The sequence below is a fragment of the Grimontia indica genome (assembly GCF_000333895.2).
In the GTDB taxonomy this organism is placed as follows: domain Bacteria; phylum Pseudomonadota; class Gammaproteobacteria; order Enterobacterales; family Vibrionaceae; genus Enterovibrio; species Enterovibrio indicus.
In genome coordinates this window covers 1-19,852 of sequence record NZ_ANFM02000068.1, presented here as the reverse complement: position 1 = coordinate 19,852, position 19,852 = coordinate 1, and the positions used below count along the sequence as shown (strand labels likewise).

At 47.1% G+C, this 19,852-nt stretch carries 24 protein-coding genes; 5 read left to right on the top strand and 19 right to left on the bottom strand.

The genetic code is table 11. The annotated features are described in order from the left end of the window. Positions 1-25: 25 nt before the first annotated feature. The 11 genes from D515_RS25585 to D515_RS25580 all read right to left on the bottom strand — a co-directional run bounded on the left by D515_RS25585 (position 26) and on the right by D515_RS25580 (position 6,607). Entirely contained in the window at positions 26-436 is a 411-nt protein-coding gene (locus tag D515_RS25585) for a hypothetical protein (RefSeq protein WP_083939981.1), read from the bottom strand. A gap of 180 nt (positions 437-616) precedes the next feature. Next, positions 617-1,507: a DUF7946 domain-containing protein gene (locus D515_RS24025; RefSeq protein ID WP_002542512.1), complete on the bottom strand. Its 891-nt coding sequence runs from the start codon at positions 1,505-1,507 to the stop codon at positions 617-619. A gap of 281 nt (positions 1,508-1,788) precedes the next feature. Further along, positions 1,789-2,418 (bottom strand): hypothetical protein, encoded by a 630-nt coding sequence (locus D515_RS24020; protein ID WP_002542510.1) that lies wholly within the window; start codon positions 2,416-2,418, stop codon positions 1,789-1,791. A gap of 145 nt (positions 2,419-2,563) precedes the next feature. After that, complete coding sequence (locus D515_RS24015) at positions 2,564-2,956, bottom strand: hypothetical protein (protein WP_039850639.1); 393 nt, start codon at positions 2,954-2,956, stop codon at positions 2,564-2,566. A 153-nt stretch (positions 2,957-3,109) separates the two neighbouring features. Next, the gene (locus D515_RS24010) at positions 3,110-3,436 is read right to left on the bottom strand and encodes a ribonuclease E inhibitor RraB (protein ID WP_039850638.1); all 327 of its coding nucleotides are present in this window, start codon (positions 3,434-3,436) and stop codon (positions 3,110-3,112) included. A 48-nt stretch (positions 3,437-3,484) separates the two neighbouring features. Further along, entirely contained in the window at positions 3,485-3,919 is a 435-nt protein-coding gene (locus D515_RS24005) for a hypothetical protein (RefSeq protein WP_039850637.1), read from the bottom strand. A gap of 351 nt (positions 3,920-4,270) precedes the next feature. Next, positions 4,271-4,696, bottom strand: a complete 426-nt coding sequence (locus D515_RS25835; RefSeq protein ID WP_152442436.1) for a hypothetical protein — start codon at positions 4,694-4,696, stop codon at positions 4,271-4,273. Between the two features lie 135 nt (positions 4,697-4,831). Next, positions 4,832-5,125, bottom strand: a complete 294-nt coding sequence (locus D515_RS24000) for a hypothetical protein (RefSeq protein WP_051997557.1) — start codon at positions 5,123-5,125, stop codon at positions 4,832-4,834. 141 nt (positions 5,126-5,266) lie between these two features. After that, positions 5,267-5,536, bottom strand: a complete 270-nt coding sequence (locus tag D515_RS23995; RefSeq protein WP_002542505.1) for a hypothetical protein — start codon at positions 5,534-5,536, stop codon at positions 5,267-5,269. 132 nt (positions 5,537-5,668) lie between these two features. After that, positions 5,669-6,235, bottom strand: coding sequence for an ankyrin repeat domain-containing protein (locus tag D515_RS23990; protein ID WP_083939979.1), 567 nt, complete (start codon positions 6,233-6,235; stop codon positions 5,669-5,671). Between the two features lie 108 nt (positions 6,236-6,343). After that, positions 6,344-6,607, bottom strand: a complete 264-nt coding sequence (locus D515_RS25580; protein WP_152442435.1) for a hypothetical protein — start codon at positions 6,605-6,607, stop codon at positions 6,344-6,346. 262 nt (positions 6,608-6,869) lie between these two features. Between D515_RS25580 and D515_RS26405 the strand changes: the two genes are divergently transcribed. The 4 genes from D515_RS26405 to D515_RS23965 are packed head-to-tail and all read left to right on the top strand — an operon-like array spanning position 6,870 to position 9,354. After that, positions 6,870-7,562 (top strand): RecT family recombinase, encoded by a 693-nt coding sequence (locus D515_RS26405; RefSeq protein ID WP_051997555.1) that lies wholly within the window; start codon positions 6,870-6,872, stop codon positions 7,560-7,562. Between the two features lies 1 nt (position 7,563). Continuing rightward, positions 7,564-7,947, top strand: coding sequence for a single-stranded DNA-binding protein (locus tag D515_RS23975; RefSeq protein WP_002542501.1), 384 nt, complete (start codon positions 7,564-7,566; stop codon positions 7,945-7,947). 26 nt (positions 7,948-7,973) lie between these two features. Beyond that, complete coding sequence (locus D515_RS23970) at positions 7,974-8,210, top strand: excisionase (RefSeq protein ID WP_002542500.1); 237 nt, start codon at positions 7,974-7,976, stop codon at positions 8,208-8,210. Then, complete coding sequence (locus tag D515_RS23965) at positions 8,200-9,354, top strand: phage integrase Arm DNA-binding domain-containing protein (protein WP_002542499.1); 1,155 nt, start codon at positions 8,200-8,202, stop codon at positions 9,352-9,354. Before D515_RS23970 ends, D515_RS23965 begins: the two co-directional genes overlap by 11 nt. Before the next feature lie 311 nt (positions 9,355-9,665). On the opposite strand, the gene D515_RS23960 is transcribed toward D515_RS23965, so the two are convergent. The 6 genes from D515_RS23960 to D515_RS23935 form a co-directional block, all read right to left on the bottom strand. Continuing rightward, positions 9,666-9,902 (bottom strand): putative periplasmic lipoprotein, encoded by a 237-nt coding sequence (locus tag D515_RS23960; RefSeq protein ID WP_002542498.1) that lies wholly within the window; start codon positions 9,900-9,902, stop codon positions 9,666-9,668. Positions 9,903-9,914: 12 nt separating this feature from the next. Beyond that, positions 9,915-10,238 (bottom strand): hypothetical protein, encoded by a 324-nt coding sequence (locus tag D515_RS23955; RefSeq protein ID WP_002542496.1) that lies wholly within the window; start codon positions 10,236-10,238, stop codon positions 9,915-9,917. An 84-nt stretch (positions 10,239-10,322) separates the two neighbouring features. Further along, complete coding sequence (locus D515_RS23950) at positions 10,323-11,192, bottom strand: aldo/keto reductase (RefSeq protein ID WP_002542495.1); 870 nt, start codon at positions 11,190-11,192, stop codon at positions 10,323-10,325. A 180-nt stretch (positions 11,193-11,372) separates the two neighbouring features. Beyond that, positions 11,373-12,488 carry a lipocalin-like domain-containing protein gene (locus D515_RS23945; RefSeq protein ID WP_002542494.1) on the bottom strand — a complete coding sequence of 372 codons (1,116 nt, stop codon included), beginning with the start codon at positions 12,486-12,488 and terminating at the stop codon, positions 11,373-11,375. Further along, the gene (locus D515_RS23940; protein WP_002542493.1) at positions 12,488-14,947 is read right to left on the bottom strand and encodes an ABC transporter permease; all 2,460 of its coding nucleotides are present in this window, start codon (positions 14,945-14,947) and stop codon (positions 12,488-12,490) included. The genes D515_RS23945 and D515_RS23940 overlap by 1 nt, the downstream gene beginning before the upstream one ends. Then, complete coding sequence (locus D515_RS23935) at positions 14,928-15,599, bottom strand: ABC transporter ATP-binding protein (RefSeq protein WP_002542492.1); 672 nt, start codon at positions 15,597-15,599, stop codon at positions 14,928-14,930. The genes D515_RS23940 and D515_RS23935 overlap by 20 nt, the downstream gene beginning before the upstream one ends. 398 nt (positions 15,600-15,997) lie before the next feature. On the opposite strand from D515_RS23935, the gene D515_RS23930 reads away from it, so the two are divergent. Then, positions 15,998-17,458, top strand: a complete 1,461-nt coding sequence (locus D515_RS23930; protein WP_039850641.1) for a DUF2867 domain-containing protein — start codon at positions 15,998-16,000, stop codon at positions 17,456-17,458. Positions 17,459-17,492: 34 nt separating this feature from the next. On the opposite strand, the gene D515_RS23925 is transcribed toward D515_RS23930, so the two are convergent. Together D515_RS23925 and D515_RS23920 are read right to left on the bottom strand one after the other, a co-directional pair. Next, the gene (locus D515_RS23925; RefSeq protein WP_002542488.1) at positions 17,493-18,146 is read right to left on the bottom strand and encodes a DUF2913 family protein; all 654 of its coding nucleotides are present in this window, start codon (positions 18,144-18,146) and stop codon (positions 17,493-17,495) included. Between the two features lie 4 nt (positions 18,147-18,150). Continuing rightward, positions 18,151-19,398 carry a Bcr/CflA family multidrug efflux MFS transporter gene (locus tag D515_RS23920; RefSeq protein ID WP_239644014.1) on the bottom strand — a complete coding sequence of 416 codons (1,248 nt, stop codon included), beginning with the start codon at positions 19,396-19,398 and terminating at the stop codon, positions 18,151-18,153. Positions 19,399-19,852: the final 454 nt, after the last annotated feature.

Below are 19,852 nucleotides of genomic sequence, written 5' to 3'. Positions count from 1 at the left end.
GGCTCATATGTGTTATGTTCGTGAACTAAACATATTTAGCATAAGAGCTGTCAGCACATAGCTCACGCCATACTTCTTTTGAAATAACTTTGCTGCAATAACCATAGTAGCCCCATGTTGTAGCCAGATCTTCTCGCCAACAATCTTCACAGTGCAGGGCGTCATAAGGAACTTGATTATAAAGTATATCCTTACAGACAGCTTCAAGTGTCTTCGGGTAGTTACAGTAACATTTGAAACGAGAGTCTCGATGCCTTTTATACAGTTGACCTACTTGCCGCTGATATACTTCTGGATAACATTTCTTCAGCCTTTGTTCTACAGCATCTTGAATTGGAAGCTTTCCATAGGTAATTGCATTATCTCGAATGACAAGTAACTTCTTGAGGTCATCGTCATAGAAACCTTGATTTACCTTTACTCTGATATCTACCACTGTTCAATTACCTCGTGTAGAACATAACAACTTAATAGCGTGCAACTTGCCCGATTAGTCCGCGTATACTTATGAATTCAGAGCTTAGATATTTGAGATTCCAGCTCACTTTGGGGTAAAACGCGTCAGAAACGGCTTATTCTATACCCTGCTAAGGTTTCAACTACTCGATACTTATTTTTATGCGACATTATTTTGTGTTGATACTGCATGAATCTCAAAACTCTTTAGTAACCCTGACCTTGTTGTAATTCGTGTAACTCTACAGAACAGATTTGATAGAGGATCGTTGTAATTTTTTTGAACGTTAGCACTTAAACTTGCCACGATCAGCTTTAGTGAAGCTGAAGCCCTAGCAATACCAAATAGCTCAAAGGAAACTGGGCGACCTTCTGCCATAACATATATACGACCCTTAAATGTATTACTATTATAACTTGACACTCGACCATAAATAATTTCTTGGATATCTGAAGTGATTAACTCCTGTATATAGCTAAATGTATCCTCATTAAAGCTAGCTCCAATTGGACTTTCAGAACCATAGATATTTGCGGAAATACTAGCTTCTAACGCTGTTTTATTTTTAGTTATTGGACGGTGGATATCAGATATAGCCGCACTACACTTCTCAATTAATGAGTCTGCTTGATGTTGCTTGATGACTTTTATTTTTTTATCTTTTTCTTTAGCTTCTTCATATAATTTTCCAAGACTTTTATCATAGTCCACATGGAAACCTAAGCTTTCTGAAACAACATAATCATATAACGAGTAGACAATATGTCCAATTGGAGTATTATTCGGTGCTGTACCAAATGTGTAAAGCCCGCCCAGAACAATACCAGCTGTTATTTTCCAACTTCCTTCTTCTGGAGGTAAAGCTAAAATCTTTGCACCTTTTAACGCTGGTGCCTGAGTAATTATCTGATTATTCAAGACTAGGTGAGTTGTGAGAGCTAAGGTCCTTTGGAAACCCAATAGTGCCTGGGAGACGTCATAGAAATCAATTTTGTGGTGATCTGACGCACCGCCTTCGTACGACAATGTAAACTTAATATCATTGTTCATTTATTCACCAACCTCTAACTAGGGAAACTTATAACGAATGACATGAATTTCCCCTCACGAGGATTTGCCAAAGCTACCGCCCTTCGCTTCTCGGCACACAACACGCCATCACTGTCTAAAACTTTTGGCTGGAATGTACCACAAAGTGCATAAAACCAGATTTGATTTTGATCGCATGGGAGTTTGGTTGGGGAGATTTTGTTCAAAGAAATTAAGTAGTTGCGGATTGAGAGGATTGGCTGCGCGGGGCAGCCAGGGGGCATTAGCTTTGTAGAGAGACTTTACGCACTTGGGTCAGCGTTTCGCTTGGTCATAACTTTGTGAATGATAAAAAGATACAACACGGCCAGAACATCTAATTGTACAAATCCGTTTGACCCATTACCTGATGAGAATGAGGCAATGCTCCCCCCCAACGAGAAGCCAAACTCAACAACATTGTAAACGGGTAAGACCCAATCATATGTTAAGAAGACTCCACCCAAGCCGTAGTAGTTAAAATAGAAGCCACCAATCCCAACAGAAAATACCTGTAGCCCTATATTTAGGTACGATAAGAAGAAATACCTATGGTCTCTTTTTACAACCGTATACCCCGCAGCGATATTCAATGCTGCAACAAAAAAACCAAAGAAGGCATCCACAAATAACTGGTTGTAGAGAGACAAAACGCAGGCCACGATAGCGAGAACACCGGTGGTAAGTTGGCAGTAACCTATCACGGAAAAATACGACTCCCATCTCTGCGCTTTCTGCTGTTCCAGCGAAGCTTCATAAAGCTCAATCTCTTCTCGGCGAGCAGATATCTCGGCAATCAGCTTTTTGTAATTTTCCGGATGAGCATCTGCGTCAATTGAAGATAGTGCCTCAATCAGAGACTTGGGAGAGTATTTTGAGTAGTCAACGTACATTGTCTTCCTTCAAACCTAACTGTTGGCCAACAGGCATTCCCTGCCCCAAAAATCAGATTAAGCGATTTTGGGGGAGGTGTGCAAACGCTGCGCGGGGCAGCCGGAGAATGCTATGGCCTGTTGACTGGAGAATGGTTCATAGGAGTTAGGTGAGTGCCAAAAAGAGCAAAGGTGATAACGCTATGAATAAACAAGAAAACAGCCAGAAGTAGAAAAATAGCAAGAAAAATATATCTGAAATCGTTTTCCCAATTTTAGCTGCCGTCTCTCCTGCATCTGAGGCTGCCACTCTTACAGCGATTGGCCCAGTTAAAATGATTTTCTTCCTAGCAAAATACTTTGCGGACATCATTCCCAAAAAGCATAAAAGCAATATGCTAGCTGCGGGTCCAAATAACATATCGCTGATTGAAGTTATTAGCGGTAAAAAAACGGCAAACAATATCATCATCGCGAAGCATGTAAGCCATATGCTCAATATCGAAGAGTCTTTAAAGTAGGCGAACTTCTGAGCAAACCATTTGGGAAGATAGAACATGACAATCCTCTTTTGGAGATAACATCGAAGTAACAGGCATTCCCTAGCAAAGAACCAGCGGAAGCGAACACGAGATATTGTGCAAAGGCTGCGCGGGGCAGCCGGAGAATGCTATGGCCTGTTGACTGGAGAATGGTTCATAGGAGTTAGGTATTAATCCTGCATGACACCCCAGCCGTCTAAGTACCCTCTTACCATCCCCACCCTTTCAGCCAGAAGTTCCTGAAGCTCACATATCGAGTCATAAGTTACTAGCATCTTTTTAGAGATTTCTAGTTCCATTCCACCTTCATCATAGGGACGAGTCTCAATATTCGTGTATCGGCATTCATCTGCAACGAACATTCTGGCAACTCTATCAGCTCCATCTTCAGTGGCGAAAACAGCATAAAAATCGACAATATGCTCTTTTGAAAAATCAAACTTGCTTGCTTCCATCCTGCGAAATACATCGCCAATATCATCATCAGGATATTCCATAAATTCTCCCCCATCTGTGCATTGAACGATTGTGGAAGACCCGACAGTCTATGCGGCCCCGGGCACACTTCGAACATCAAGATATCTCTTGCCTTGATAATCAATAGTATTGAACACACCTAACAGCTCTAGACCTTTTGTCCCACCGAATTGCCTCATAAAACCCTGCAACTCTTGCCCGTTATCATGCATGAAAACACCTATGTTTAATGGTTTATCGCACAGAGGAACGTTCAGTAGAGCGAACTTGTCAAAACCATATTCAGCAGCAACACTTGCCGCCCGGTAGACATATTGGGAAACGGTATGAGCCATTATTTCATCGCTTTGGGGCTCCCCAATGATTTCAATCTCATTCCCTAGAGAGTCTGGTATTTTATTGAAACATTGTTTTGATGAGGTGCTATCCGACGTTTTTGGCGTGCTGCCACAACCAACAAGTACTAAAGCCAACCCAACTAGAAACAATCGAAACACACTCATAATCACTCCATCACGATTCGACAACAGACATTCCCTGCCAAAGAACCAGCGTAAGCGAACAAGAGATGTTGTGCAAAGTGACGGGGAGATAACGTGCGGTCGGCATCAGGATAGACTTGAGAGCCCAAACACCAGAGCGTTGGCAGGAAGAAAGGCGTGAAGGGCTCTCACTGACGATGAGAGCGGATTTGTCCGTTGAAGGCCAATCCAGGCGCCCGCTTTACGTGTGATACGGGTACACGGTGTAAATGAGCGCTTTATTATTCGGGAAGTTTGGGGGAGAGCTAACAGCCGAGCCGGCTTTTCATTGCATGGGTCATGGGCGAACGTGCCGTTTATATGCTCGTAGCGTTAGCTGCCAAACAAGCTACGAACTTCACGCTTAAGTCGAGGCACCTCTACCCAGAAGGATATTTGAATTAATCCATATCCAGCCAAAGCCAACAACGCCAATAACAGTGCGCCAAGGAAGGTAGTATTGTAGATTGCGCTAATTAAGCCATCCAAAATGAACACTGTCCAGAATACATAAAAAACGCATCCAATAAATCGGGGACGGTATGTGACAACCACCTCAGATACTTGATTACCTACCTGACAGACTGCAACTGGTCCAAAGGCATTTCCTAGCCATGATTTGTATGTCAGCTTTAATGATTCCCCTGAATACGACCCTTCAAGCTTCGAAGAAGATATTCTGGTCTCAAGTGAGGTGTCGGAAATTTCTACCAGATGTTTCTCTTGAAAGTACGGGAATAATCCAAAAATATTTTTCACACTTACATGCCATCACTAATTGGAGTGCTAACGTCACGATAACGGGCGTTTACTAGCCAAACTGACTGAAACCCCTGAATCACAGCGTGTCTATGAAAAATGCGCCACGAGTAAACGTCATGTTGATGGCACTTGTTATGAATCTGCGCTATCGTCTCGTTCCAACGATCTAATGATCCACTGCTGATGAATGCTTTTCCTAACTGCACTCATCATGGGTTCAAGGGTGGCCAAATCTCTAATACTATTGTCCATTTCAATTAGATGACCAACTCCAACTAAGTGCGGTTCTCCTTCATCTACACAACCGGGAACACCACAAAGAAATTGCCAGTCACCATCGGCATCGCGAACGCTATATCTTACTGGGCGAGTTTTTCTAAACACATGCTCGCACACGTAAACGCCGTAATTGGGGTTAAACTCCATTCAGCCTCCAGTCATAACGTCGCAATAACGGGCGTTTATCAAAATACCCAAACCGCTTTAACCCATTGAATTAAAGACACTTTAAAAAGCCACTGTGATGGCAAAGTGTCACGTTCATTGTCTTTGTTACGTTACGTATCACTACACATCTTCAATTGTTACTGCACCGAAAACACCGGAGAGTTGCTCTAGAAAATAACCAAGAAAACTAAAGTAATCCCCAGAGCGATGGCAGTACAACCCTTTACTAACAATTCTGATTTCAAACATCATCTTGCAGCCTTCAAACTCTGAAACCGTCCAAAGCTCCTTTTCAAATTGAAGCCTTGCTATTTTATTAAGATTATTAATAAATGATTGAATTTCTTCTGTGCTTTGATATTCAAATTGGAATGTCTGAGCTAAGCCCACAATCTCTCCTCTGTGACATAACATCGCAATAATGGGCGCTTATCAAACCGCCCAAAACTTCTTTAACCCCTTGTATTAAAAACACTTTTAAAAGCTACTGCATTGAAAAAGCGTCCGCGTTCATTGGCTTTGTTAGGGCGTTTTTGTCTCCAAAGCTGCTAACAGTTCTCTGTTGCCATTCTCTATTGCTATAGAAACAGCTGATACACCTTCATTGTTCGTATAGTCGGGCTCAGCACCATGTGCAACTAATATCTCAACCGTACTGTGATGTTCATTAAGTGCCGCTATCATTAAAGGACTAAACGCTAATTCTCCAGCAACAGAGTTGGGTTCAGCTCCTGCTTGTAATAACTTGACCAATATATCGTCTTCACCCCATTGAGCAGCCATATAAACTGGTGTTTCACCCTGCCAATTCGAAACATTGGGATTTGCTGACTTTGACAATAGCAAATTAACCAATGGCTCATCACCCATAATAGTGGCTATGTGCAACATGCTAGCCCCACAGCTATTTTGATAATTCACATCTAAACCATTTTCAATAAGTCGAAGAGAACGAGAATTGTCTTTCTCCTTAACTAAGGATTCGATAGCCTTATTAAAATTTGTAGTAGGATCAGTGTGACAAGGCTTGTCACTACATCCAGTCACGAGAGCCAAAAGAAACATTAAACTCAGTAAATTTCTACCCATTGTTTCTGCTATGCCCTAACGCCGTGCACAGCGGCTTGTAAAAATGGCGGTTGTTTTGCGGGTTTTGCAAAACAAGTGACAGTTTTACAAGTCCGTTGCTGCACCTTGTTATACGCTTGCTGATTTACCATGCCAAAACACTTCTTCGTGCCAGTAGTGAAGTACCCACGACTTATCTTTTGGCCAAACTGAAACGTCATCACTTGCACCATAGCAAAAGTCGTCCCAGTACTGAATAAACAAGTCTGTATTTGTAACAACTGCAGTATCTCGTTGCCAAGAAACGATAATATCGCATTTTGGTAATCTGTTAGTTAGCCATTCTCTCACTTCATTTTGATCAATAGCCTCAATATTGATCGCCCAATTCACCAACACCACCGAAAGCCGCGTTTTCCGCGCGTAAGGAGCCCACGATGACAACCACAGAACTCGCCACCCAGGACACGCAAGCTTTGGCCATCGTTGATATGGACATGCCCCACTACGATGTCGCGACCATGATGTTTAACCCTGACATCATGGGACGCCTGGAACGCTTTGCAGAGCTCATGGCGCAAGGGAAAACCACGGTCCCTGCCCACCTTCGGGGCAGCGTCGGTGATTGTTTGGCGGTGACCCTTCAGGCCATGCAATGGCGCATGAATCCCCACGCAGTGGCACAGAAAACCCACCTGGTGAATGGGCCCTCGGATACGAAGCCCAGCTGGTCAATGCGGTTATCAATACCATGGCGCCCACGAAAGACCGGTTACATTACGAGTGGTTTGGCGACTGGGATAAGTACATCCATGCTGGGCTCCAGAAGAAAGATGAAGACGGACTGGGCGTGCGCGTCTGGGCCACATTGAAAGGCGAAACCGAGCCCCGTCAGCTGGAAATTCTGCTCAAGCCTATCACCGTGCGAAACTCCCCGAACTGGAAATCCGACCCACGTCAGCAAATTGCCTATCTAGCGGTTAAGCGCTGGTCACGTCTGTATTGCCCGGATGTCATTCTCGGCGTGTACACCCCTGATGAGCTCGACATGCCGACCGAAAAAGCCATCAACGCGGTACTGCAAAAGCAGAGTAAAACCGCATCATTGCTGTCCAAACTGGCCCCGGCCCCCGAGGCCGAAGCTCCAACAGAGGCGCTGGACAGAGTGTTGGAAAAAATCCAGGCCGCGCAAACAGAAACGGAACTGGCGGAAGTGGAAGACACCGCCAAGACACTCCCGCCAGCCGCATTAAAAACCGCCCGCAGCGCGTACAAAGACAAATTGGCCAGCTTACGCGCAGCCGATGAACAGCCAGAGCACGTCGTTGATGCAGAGAAGGAGGAATAAGATGCTGACCGTATTATGTCGATTAGGGGCAGACGCGGTCCTAAGGACCACGCCCAACGGCCACAACGTGGCTAGTCTCTCCCTTGCCTATTCCATTGGCTATGGCGCGAACAAGGAAACCCAATGGCTCAATGGCCAACTTTGGGGTGACCGAGCGGTGAAACTGGCGCCCCACCTCACCAAGGGCAAGCAGCTGCTCATCCATGCCGAGGACGTGGCCGTCGATACCTACCAAAAAGGCGATGGCACCACAGCCGCGTCGCTGAAGGCAAAAATCATGAACGTGGAGTTCACCGACAGCGCCAAGACCGAAACGGCCCCCGCGCAAGCCCAGCCCGCAGCACCGATTGAGACTGACTGGCGTGATATCAAGCCCCCTTTCTAATGGATTGAACGTCTTCGGAGGTTCGAATGAGCAATTATCACTTTATCCGGCTGTCTGATTGGGCAGCCGCCGTATTCCCTGGTGAACATTACTCCGCGGCGACCATGTCGCGCTGGGCCAAAACACGCCAAATCGATCCGCCTCCGCTAAAAGTGGGCGGCCGATGGATGGTCAGGCAGGACGCGCGGTTTATTGGGCTTGGCGAGGTAGCCAGCCATTCGTCAGATCCATTGGTAGAAAGGATTTTGCACCATGGCCGCTAGACCCCGCTCTCATAACCTCACCATCCAGAACTTATATGAAAAGCTCGATAAGCGCTCCGGCAAAGTCTACTACCAATACCGGGATGCCAGAACGGGCCGCTTTCACGGGCTGGGCACCGATAGAAAAAGAGCCATCGCAGCCGCTAAAGAGCTCAATGAGCGGATCGCCGTCCAAATGCTGGAGCACTACCAAAACATTCTCGAGCAGAACACGGCCAAGGTGACCCGTCACGGTATCCGCACCGCCACCTGGTGCAAAAGGTACATGACACTTCAACGCGAACGGCTGAAAAGCGGCGAGCTGACGGAGAATACAGTCAAGCAACGGGGCTATTGCATCAATGTGCTCGAGACCCGGCTTGGACAAGTGGGACTGAAAGACATTGATACCAAATCACTGGCTAAGATCCTCGATGAATACAGAGCCAAAAAGAAAATGCACATGGCAGCGCGGCTGCGCTCAACCTGGATAGATTGCTTTAAAGAAGCACTTCACGCCGGGGAGATTGAAGGCGGGATCAATCCGGCGGTGGCGACACGTGCGCCAAGGCTCAAGGTGGCAAGAAACCGCCTGACACGGGACGAATGGCCAGTATTGGTCGAGACGGCCAAGAAACAGTCTTTCCCCTATATGTTGCACTCACTTTATCTGGCCCTCACGACAGGTTTACGGCGGCAGGACCTGTGCGACTTGAGGTTTTCGCATGTCAAACACGGCCATCTGTTGGTGAGTATCAACAAATCGCGGGGCAAAACAAAACTCGCGTTTCCACTGACGCTGACCAATCCACTGGTCGGCCTGTCCTTGGGGGAAATCATTGAACTTTGCCGCGCCACGGGCGTGCTCAGTCACTACCTGCTCCACCTCACCACCAAACATGCCCCCACGCGCAAGGGCTCGAAGGTCAGTGCGATGTCTCTCAGCAAATCGTTTCTCAAAATCCGCGACGAGAGCGGTTTGACATGGAAAGATGGTACGGCGCCGAGTTTTCATGAGCTGCGCTCGCTGGCTGAACGAACCTACGCCGACCTCGGCTATGACACGCAGGTGTTACTGGGACACAAAAGCCGAAAAATGACAGACAAGTACCATGATGAACGTAGAAGTGAATATATCTATGTCAAAGCGCCTTTAAAATTGTGACGTTGTCACTCAAAACCCGTTTCTTGGGATCAAGGCACAATACCACTGGATCATCGCTGTCGTTTTGGAGGGATAGTTTTGGAGGGATTTTGGAGGGAACTTTTTATTACGTCTCACCGAATGAGTGAAGAAAATAGAGATAAGAAGGCAGTTATCCGTTTAAAAACCCCAATCACCTCCATTAAAAAGTCAAAAAACAAAAGTGCTAATCATCTGTTATTAATACAATAAATGGGAGTATTTATAAACTTAAACCAAAAAGCGCCGGGTTTCCCCAGCGCCTTACATAACCTTACCCAAAGTCGGCATTTTTACTTCGCTATGTTGAAGAATGCGCCGTCTTTACAAGTGAAGGTGTAGTATTTTTCACGCTCCATGTACTTCTCAAAGCCTTTACCTTCACAGTAGGTCGCGTTTAAATCTGAAGAAATGTTCAAACGGCTATCAACCACACGCTGATCTGGGTTTGGCATTGACTCCGCCGTTTCAATTGAAGAACAGCCTGCCATCAAAGCCGCTGCAGTAAGAGAAATCAGTACTTTTTTCATTGTCATCTGCCTTTATAAAACGTAGTTAGAGCCATCATTGCAGGCGAGCTTAATTTCGCCGCTCTTACTTGAGACGAAGTCACGAATACCCATGCTAGAGCAATATACCCTGTCCATCTCGACTATTTGTTCCAAAGAAATGTCACCACGGATAATGTAAGAGCTACCGCTATCACACATCACGCGCAGTCCATCAACCGTGTGTGAATAGGCTTTTGCGCTGTCACTCTGACAAAGCTTGATAGCCGCATCGATACGTTCATCCATAGGATCTGGTGCAGACGAACAGGCTGCGAGCAGAAGAACGCCAGAAGCCACAAGTAACTTTTTCATCATCTTTATCAATCCCAATGACTAGTTTACTCAACACTTCCAACACATTAGCACAGACTGGATGGTGAAAACATATTGCGACTTGGTTCAAATCAAAAGTTTTAGGTTATCTTTTAGCCGCTCTATGGAGGAAGCAGTCGTCACGGGCGTGACACCATAATCAGATATGGTTTTTAGCACCAGCGAGGATGTCGTCGTATGAATCTCTTCTGCCTGCATTTGTAACTCTTCCACCATGATTGCATTGAGCAAATTGTCATACTCATCAGGTAACTCGTCAGGCGAAAACTCATAACTACCATCTAGCAATGGACTATAACCGGTAATTTCTGGTTTGCATTCAAGGTGTTTTAAAGCCCCGAATAAGTGTTCGTTCATCACTACCTGAGGGCCAAACTTGGCGTCGATGTTAGGAGACAATAAGGTATAGCGATACTGAACGTATTTGAATGGCTCAAGGTTGTTTTGATTGATCACATCGAGCAGTTCCAGCACTCTGGGCTCTTTATAGTTCGAAATGCCAAGCGCCTTGACTGTTCCCTGTTCGACAAGCGAAGACATCGTTTTCCAGGTTTCAACCAGCGGAGTGTTTTCATCGTCAACGTGAGCGTAGAGAACATCAATGTAGTCAGTTTGAAGACGGGACAAGCAATCGTCGATTGACTGCATAATATTGCCGGGCGAGAGTCCATCCAGCTTGTCGTAAGTAAAGCCATCCACCGACTGAGCACCGATTTTTGTCATGATTTCAACATCAGAACGGTCTTTCGTCTTCAGCCACTCTCCGATAACAGTTTCACTTTCGCCCCCTTTACCATCGGGATGCCAGACAGCGTAGTTATTAGCGGTGTCGAGTCTCCGTCCCCCCAACGCCAAGTATCCATCGAGAACTGAAAAACTCTCTTCGCGACTGGTATAGGTGCCGAATTTGGCCGTGCCCAAAATGATCGGGAACATATGTGCTCGCCTCGCATTCGCTAACTCTTCAAGCGGACTCGAAAGTTGCAATTATGTTAATGGTCATATTAACCATAGTCTTTGAGGGGAAAGAGAACAATATGAGAAAGATCAAATCACTAAGGTGATTCAGAACTTGAACAGCATCAGAGTGAATAGAAATGATATGGGCCAAGGGTCCTAATAACCCGTTGCTTCCATAAAGCCGACACCTTTTGCCGAACCATTGACCATAATTGGCCCTTCCCAATAAGGGAAAGTAAACGGCAACCAGTTCTGTTCGTGGACGGGTTTAGTGGTGAGCATAATGTCCTGTTCAGGCACCTGAATCTTCCATTTGATCGGAAGATGGCGACCAGTGGGCATTTTTGCGAAGGCGATAGGTTGCAGCTCTATTTCGCCGTTTTTCAGCATCTTGGTGTTTCCTGCAGCATCAGTGATAGAGCCAAACCGGTAAGGCGATTGCTCCCCGCGAACCTGCACCAACATAAGCGAACGACCGTCATCAAGTTGAAGAGAAAACCAATCCCAACCAAGTTGATCTTCACTCAAGGCTTGGGTACTCCATTCGCGGTCAACCCAGCCTTTTCCAGATACCTTCACGGATTTGCCGTTCAATTCGATCACTCCATCCAATGCGACAGCTGGCACGCTGAAATAGTAAGAGGCGACATCTTTTACCGCATGTTTTTGGCTATAACCATTATCGCCTTGCAAAATCTCTGGAAGGTTTTTTGACATGGTTAACTTGAAAGTAAAATCCTTGTCTTCCGCTTGCAGTTTGGCTGGAAATGGTTGCTCTCCGTTTCCACGCCATTGCCAGTTATCCAACCACACATTGAATGGCTTATCTGATACGCCTGCTTGACCAATTCCGCCCCGGGAAAAACGCTCTGCGGCGAAAACACCCGCTTTCGTCGTCAGCACGGCATGAGCCATGAAAATCTGGTTGTTGTCCCAACCCTCACCTCTTTGCGATGAGATGGCAGAGCGGAACAACGTCCACTGAATACCATAATGATTTCCCGCTTCATCTTGCAGATTTCCTGTGACGTACCACCACTCCTGACGAAAATCGTCGTGCGAACCGTAGTCTTTCGGAAATTGGATTTCCCGGCCAGGAACTACCTTCGTAAAGTCTTCAGCATTAGCGGCAACCAGTGCAGCCACAGCAGTTCGGTCTGGCGGATCGTCTTTCAGCAACACGGAACCAAACAGTGCCAACAAACACAGCAGAGCAGCAAAGCTCCAGCCAATGACTGTCAACATAAAGGGTTGTGGCTTCGCCTCGCGCATTACTGAGCCTCCCGCAAGGAAAGGATTGCAGACCGCTTGATCAAACGCCACACAGGCCAACATCCTGCCAATAGCAACGTCAGCAAAGAGCCACCCAAGGTAATAAGATAACTGGCTGGGAAGTAGGACACCGACATCGTCCAGCCAAAAGAGTATTTGAGCACGATGTTAATTAACACTTCAGCGATAACGAGCCCAAGAGGCAAAGCAAACAGCGCGGAAAACAAGCCAATCAGCATCAATTGACCGCCACCTAAAAAAGCCAATTCCCGCCCTGATATCCCCATATATCGAAGCAGAGCATACTGACGTTGGCGCGAAAGCTCAGTTGCCAGCGTTGAGAAGAACAGTCCACAAATGGCGATGATAAGGGTTAGCGTGCAAAGCGTATCAGTAACCAAAAACGTTCGGTCAAAAATACGCATTGCAGTAGCAAGAATATCTCTTTGATTGCTGACTTGCGTCTCCTGCAGATTGAACTGCTTGCGCATGCCATCAACCAGCGCTTCTTCATTAGCGCCCTCATTAAAAAGTGCGGCCACTCCTACCCGTCCCGCATCCTGAATCCAAGGAATTAAAGAAGAGCGGTTAGAGACAATCACTTGGCTATATGGGTTACCGTAATCAAAATAGATGCCCGCCACTTTCCAGCCATCACCAAATGGGGCTGGAAGCGCAATGCTGTCTCCTGGTTGAGCATCAAATTTAAGCGCCAGTGACTCACTCAACATCATAGACTTGCCCTGATGCAAGTGGTTCCAGTAATCTGGCGCCGCCACTTTTATAGCCAGAGCCTCACGCTCTTCTGCACTGGTACCAATAGTATGGATTTCGACAATTCCTTGGGCGGTGTCTATTTCATGTCGCCACTGAACCAGACTGCGCTTAACTTCGTCTTGTTGTTCCAACCAATCTGATAGTTGCTGCGCCACCGCTTTTTCTGGTTTGACGTAGATGTCAGCCGCCAGTCGTTGCTGAAGCCAGTTTTCCGTTGTAGTTCGGAAACTTCCCACCATGGTTTCCATACCAATATTGGTGGCAATCGCCATCATAAAAGCCATGGCAGCAATGCCACGATAACTCAGGCTGGCTGACGCATCGGAAAGGAACCAACGCAGGCGGGCAATCTTGATCTTTTCAGAAAGTAGCAGAAAGCATTTCCACATCATAAACGGCAGAAACAAGCCGCCGCTGATAAGGATTAAGGCTATTAAGGTAAACCCTTGCGCTTGGCTTTGGGGTGCGCTGTAAACCAACATGGCGATGACAATAAACAGGGAGGCTACAATCGCTTGCCAGCTGAATTCTCGGCCAGAAAAACGAACCAGAGACATACGCTTTGAAAGGCGGGCAGGTGGCGTGGTAAGCAATCGATATAACGGCCAGCCAGATGCCAAAGCAAAACCACAAACGCCTAACAGGAAGCTGTAGAAGCCCCACTCCCATTGCCAGTTTAATGTGAGGTCGACATTCGCACCATAAAGGTCACTCAGGGTTGTTGCGACCGTTGGCATCAGTTTTTGGGCCAGTATCAGGCCTGCAATATTGCCGCCAATCAAACCCATAAAGAGCCAAATCAGCATTTCAAGGCTAACAACCCACGCTAGCGATTTCCTGCCAACGCCCAATTCTCGCATCAAGCCAACCAGTGGTTGTCGCTGTGCCATGGAAAGCGATATCGCTTGATAGAAGATAAACAGGCCAACGACAAAGGCCAGAAGTCCCATAGCGAATAGATTGAGGTGGAACGCTCGCGTCAATGGGCCCAATTGCGCCGTTTCTGTTCGGGATAGCGTGATCGTAGATGGAAGAACATCGCGCAATGCATCACGCTCAGCTTTATCCATGACCCCACAGTAAATAAGTTTGAAACCGTCATGGTCTGACAAGCTGCGGATAACGGACATGTCACCGAAAATACGGGTACCAGAGCCAATCTGGCCACCTTCTACCAGTTTGATAGGTCCGATTTTGTTCCCATCTTTTAGTGTGATTTTTTGTCCATCCACCCAGCCAAGATGACTAGCGAGTTCGGTGCTCACCCACTGGGTAGTAAATCCGTCTCGCAATGGCTGCTCTGCCGCCACTGAATCAGGGTTTGCTACGTTGAAAGCGAACATGGCGACGGTATCAACACCCATTAGCTGAATATCATGGCCATCCTGTGTTGAAGTTCGATAGATGTCGACGGGCACGCACTGGTTGAATCCTGCACGTCGCATCGAAATATACAGTGGCTCATCAACACGTTTTCCGCGCTCGCGATGATGGAGCACGTAAGGAAACGGATTAGTAAATAAGCTGGCGCCTTTTTGGTAGCTGTCTTGCGCGTGTTGGTTGATTGACATAACACCAACCAACAAAGCCACCCCAAGCGTTAACCCCAACCAGACGAGTAAAACCTGAAACGGATGTCGGCGGTAGTGACCGAATAGCGCTTTAGCTACGGGTACGTACATTCAGGACGCCCCCTTGTAGCGTGACGCGATGCCCGAGATAATCCGCCACTTTTTCACTGTGAGTGACAACGAGCAAAGTACAATCAAGCGAATTGGTCAGTGTCGTAAGAAGCCTCATTACTGCGTCGGCATTGCGCTCATCCAAACTGCCTGTCGGTTCGTCAGCCAACAGGATTTTTGGTTCCATATAGAGAGAGCGCGCAATCGCCGCGCGCTGCTGCTGACCACCAGACACCTCTTCGGGATAGCGACCCAGCAAAGGCATCAAATCCAGTGCGGAGAGGATTTGTCGCCACAGACCGTCGTCGTCATGCAGGCCTTTCAATTGGCGGCAGAAACGGATGTTGTCAGCGATGGTAAGCGTGGGGAGCAGATTGAATTGCTGGAAGATCATGCCGATATTGTTGCGGCGAAAGCGGGTACGATCGCGCTCGGCAAGCTCGTGGATAGGCGTTCCCGCGACAATGACTTCACCGGAATCAGGATTATCTAATCCACCAATAAGGTTCAACAGTGTACTCTTACCTGAGCCACTCTCGCCCATCAAGGCCACCTGATCATGCTTGGCTAAGGATAGCTCTGCACCTTGCAATACTGGATGGAATTCCCCTCCATCAAGATAGCCTTTGCAAAGTCCAACCAGCTCTAGCATTTTTTCCCCTTGGTTTTTCCAACAAGCGTCGAAAAAGGTCGCGCGATAATGTGATAGGTGAAGCAATTTACCGCAAACTTCGGCGTCAAGAAAGGTGTTTGAATCCACAGCACATTTTGACAATTAATCACAATCGCCTATTTAACCATCAATTCATGCAGGCTATATCCAGCTTTAAAGGCATAGATAATCACAGATTTTTACTCTCTTTTCCGATAGCCTTGTTTCTTTGACACTGTGCTGACAACGAACAGTCACGCTTTCGCAAGTTAATTTGTCTTATTTCTCAATAAGGTCGTTGCGAAGGGAGTTTGTGCCAATGACAAAATATACGAGCAATCCTGCGGCAGAGATCGCTCTCATGGAATGAAGAAGTTTGCGATGAGATTCAAAATATGATGCCCAGTAAAAAGATGTTGGTGATTGGTGCGACGGGTTATGTGGGCAGTCATTTGGTGCCAAACTTATTGGCCTTAGGCTATCAGGTCATCGCAACCAGCCGCTCATTAGAGACACTAAAACATCAGGCCTGGCATAACCATCCCAACGTGACACTGGCGGAAGTGGATCTGTTAGACGAAGGTGACCTCTCCTCCATTCTGTCAGGAGTATCACAGGTCTTTTATTTGGTTCATGGCATGGCATCTGGATCAGATTTCTATCAGCATGAGCTCAATATGGCGCGTCATGTTTCAAATCAGATAGCAAAAAGTCAGGTTTCCCGGCTCATCTATCTGGGCGCGACCCAACCCAACAATGTCACTTCTACCCACCTCGCAGCCAGAAAAGTGACTGGGAATATCCTACGCGATTGCGGCAAGCAAGTGATTGAACTGCGCGCAGGCATTATCATTGGTAGTGGCTCTGCGGCCTTTGAAGTCATGCGAGATATAGTCTCTCACCTCCCTGTCATCACCACGCCAGTCTGGGTCCGTTCCAAATCCAGCCCGGTTGCCCTTGAAACCATGATTGGCTACCTCACCAAATTGATTGAAGTGCCTGTCGAAGGCTCTCCGATATTTGATGTCAGTGGCCCCGAAGTGATCAGCTATGAAGATCAAATGCGTCGTTTCGCCCGCATCATCAACAAGCGGATCTTCATCATTAAGGTGCCTTTACTGACACCCAAGATTTCCTCAATGTGGCTAACGCTTGTCACGACCGTGCCCAAATCTATTGCCAGTGCACTGATCGATGGACTGCGTTATGACTTGCTCCCTACCGGCAAGGACATAGGCACTCTAATTCCCGTACCACAACTCGGTTTTGAACAAGCCGTTGAATCCGCACTCAGCAATGAAAGTGATGTCGTAAAAAATGATATTTGGGGGTTTGACCCTGATGCCATCGCTCGCTGGCACCGAAATTATGGCTACTACCCCAAGCATGCTGGCTTCACCGTAGAAACCGATGCCACTGCGGCATCGCTCTGGTCGAACATACAAAAAGTTGGCGGTGATGAAGGTTATTTCTTCGGGAATTGGCTCTGGAAAATCCGGGCTTACATGGATGCAGCAGTTGGTGGAAATGCGCTGGGAAAACGTCGACCGCAAAGATCTTCGCTTGAAACTGGTGATTATATCGATAGCTGGAAAGTGATTCAGTGCCACCCGCAAAAACATTTGTCACTGCTGTTTGGCATGAAAGCACCGGGACTAGGCCGTCTGGAATTTACGGTGAAGGACTTGGGCGAAACGCGTTTGTTGGATATCCGCGCTTGGTGGCACCCTGCGGGTTTTAGCGGCTTGCTTTATTGGTTTGCGATGATGCCCGCTCACCTTTTTATCTTCAAAGGCATGGCTTTTGCTCTGGCAAAAAAAAGTGGTGCGAAGAAGACTACTCCTTCGCACCACATATAATTTCCTTGGGTCTGCTGACCTTTGCTTAACCTTATTAAGGCTTCAGACTCTCTGGTAACACCAGCAGTCTATCGGCTTGGTTGCGAGGCCAAATCTGGTATTCACCGTGGTATTTCACGATAGATTTGTAGTCAGTCACTTTGGTCATCAGCATGCCATGTTCGCGAACGGTTTCAATAAACCAAGATTCTGGACCACGAACATAAAGGCTCAACGGTTTTATCAGCTCGCCTTCTTCATTGAAGCTTTTGCCCAAAGCAATATTGCAGACTGCAAAAGAGTGCTGACCGTCTGAAATCACACGCACCTTACGGTTGATCTCGTATTCGGTGTGGGTCATCCAATCGGCCTCTTCAAGCGCGGCTACCAAAGCGTCAAACTGGCTTTTAGTAATCGCACTGTGCTCATCACCTTGCGGGAAGTGGTGATGATAAACGCTCGCAATATGTTGCATTTGGCCTTTAATATTGGCGTGTTTGCCCATGCTACGACCCTGCTGCACCCAGGCCGTCATTTCTTTAGAAACAGAATTTCCAAAGCGCTGTTTTTTTACTGCTTGGGCCACCCAACGGCAAAGGAAAGATTCCTCACTCACAGGGTTGCTTTGTAATTTGCCGCGAGCCTTTGCTTCTTCAAGTTCAGCAAGGGCAGAATCCACGACGGATTTAATGTCTTCGATGTAGCTCATTTTCTTATTTTTTCGCTAAGCCCCAGTAAAACAGGGCGGATAAAAACGCACATGCTGCCATAGCACCAGTCATCGGCCAGGCTGAATTCACGTGAATGACCGCCACTGTACCACCAACTATGGTGCCCGTACCAAATCTCAATGTTCCTGCCAGCGAGGACGCAGTGCCCGCAAGCTCGGGATACGCACTCAATACACACGCCATAGAGTTGCTTCCGACGATAGAGATGGTGCCGACAAAGAACATAACGGGAATCACTGTTCCCCATAAGCCCCATTCAAAAGCTTGCCCAGCAATCAGAGCGATACCTGACAGAAGTTGAATCGTCAGGCCGATTTGCAGCATCTTCTCACTGCCGATTTTGCGCACAAACTTGCCGTTAAAAGAGGTCATCACAATCAGACAGACGACGTTCAAGCCGAACAGATAACCAAAGTTCTGGGTACTTACGCCATAGTAGTCGATGTACACAAATGCACCGGCTGTCAGGAATGAGAACATGCCCGCGAAAGAAAAACCGGAAGCAAAGATATAGCCGACAGACTTTCTTGAGCGCAGTATCTTCATATAATTGCGCAGCGTTGAGCCAAGACGGAGTGGCGGCCTTCCCTGCACGGGTAAGGTTTCTGGAATCAGTGATAACACCAAAACAATAACCAACGCGGCAAAGCCCGCTAGCACCCAGAAAATCGAGCGCCAGCCAAACCAAACCGCCAGATAACCACCAATCATCGGCGCTGCCAGCGGTGCCACCGTCATCACCAAGGTGATAAACGACATGGTGCGAGCAAATTCTTCGCGGTCAAACATGTCCCGTACCAATGCCGCGATAACAACCGCTGCTGCAGCACCAAAAAAGCCCTGAGCAGCACGAACATAGGTCAAGGTTTCAATATCTGCCGCCAAAGCACTGACAACCCCACCTACCAAGAAAAATGCGACACCGCCAATCAGGACAGGGCGTCGGCCATAGCTGTCAGAGATTGGGCCATGAATAAGCTGACCAATAGCGAAGCCTGCGGTGTATGCCGCCAGCGTTTGCTGAACCTGTCCAGGCGTTACCGACAGATCTCGCGCAATGTCAGGCATGGCTGGAAGGTACATATCAATAGCTAAAGGCGTGAGCGCGGCAATAGCGCCGAGCACAAGGATCAAGAGAAAGGTCAGCTGTTGCTGCTGTTGGTTTACTGCATTCGTCGTCATGTATGCCTTGGTAAAAGAGGAGGTGGAGAAAAAGTGGCTTACCCTGATTGATTCAAAGGCTAGCTGATACCCACTCCAGAAAGAGAGAGCGGGTATGGATCACATATTAACATCAAGATTCATTCCAGTGAGGAAATGATGTTTTTCTATCTGGATACAGTCGATAAATCCTTAATCTACTGAATTAGCAATTTTTTATTCAGATCAAAAAGCGCTGCAAAGTTGGCTTTGCAGCGCTTTATTTGATTCAAACTATTATACCCAAACGACCTGGAGATGCCCGCATTCAGAGGTCATCAATGCGTTCAATTCGAGGCAAATTTTACGTGGAATAGTCGCTCTATTTCCGTGGAATTTGACGAAGAAGTGGGCGCATTGATGTCCTCCCTTCGGGCGAGTTGACTGACGGCGTGCTCTTTGTTGTTCCTTTTTGATGGAGGTGACTACACCTACAAAGGAACGCCGCGATCACAACGCCAGTCAATCTCGCTGAATCCTGCAT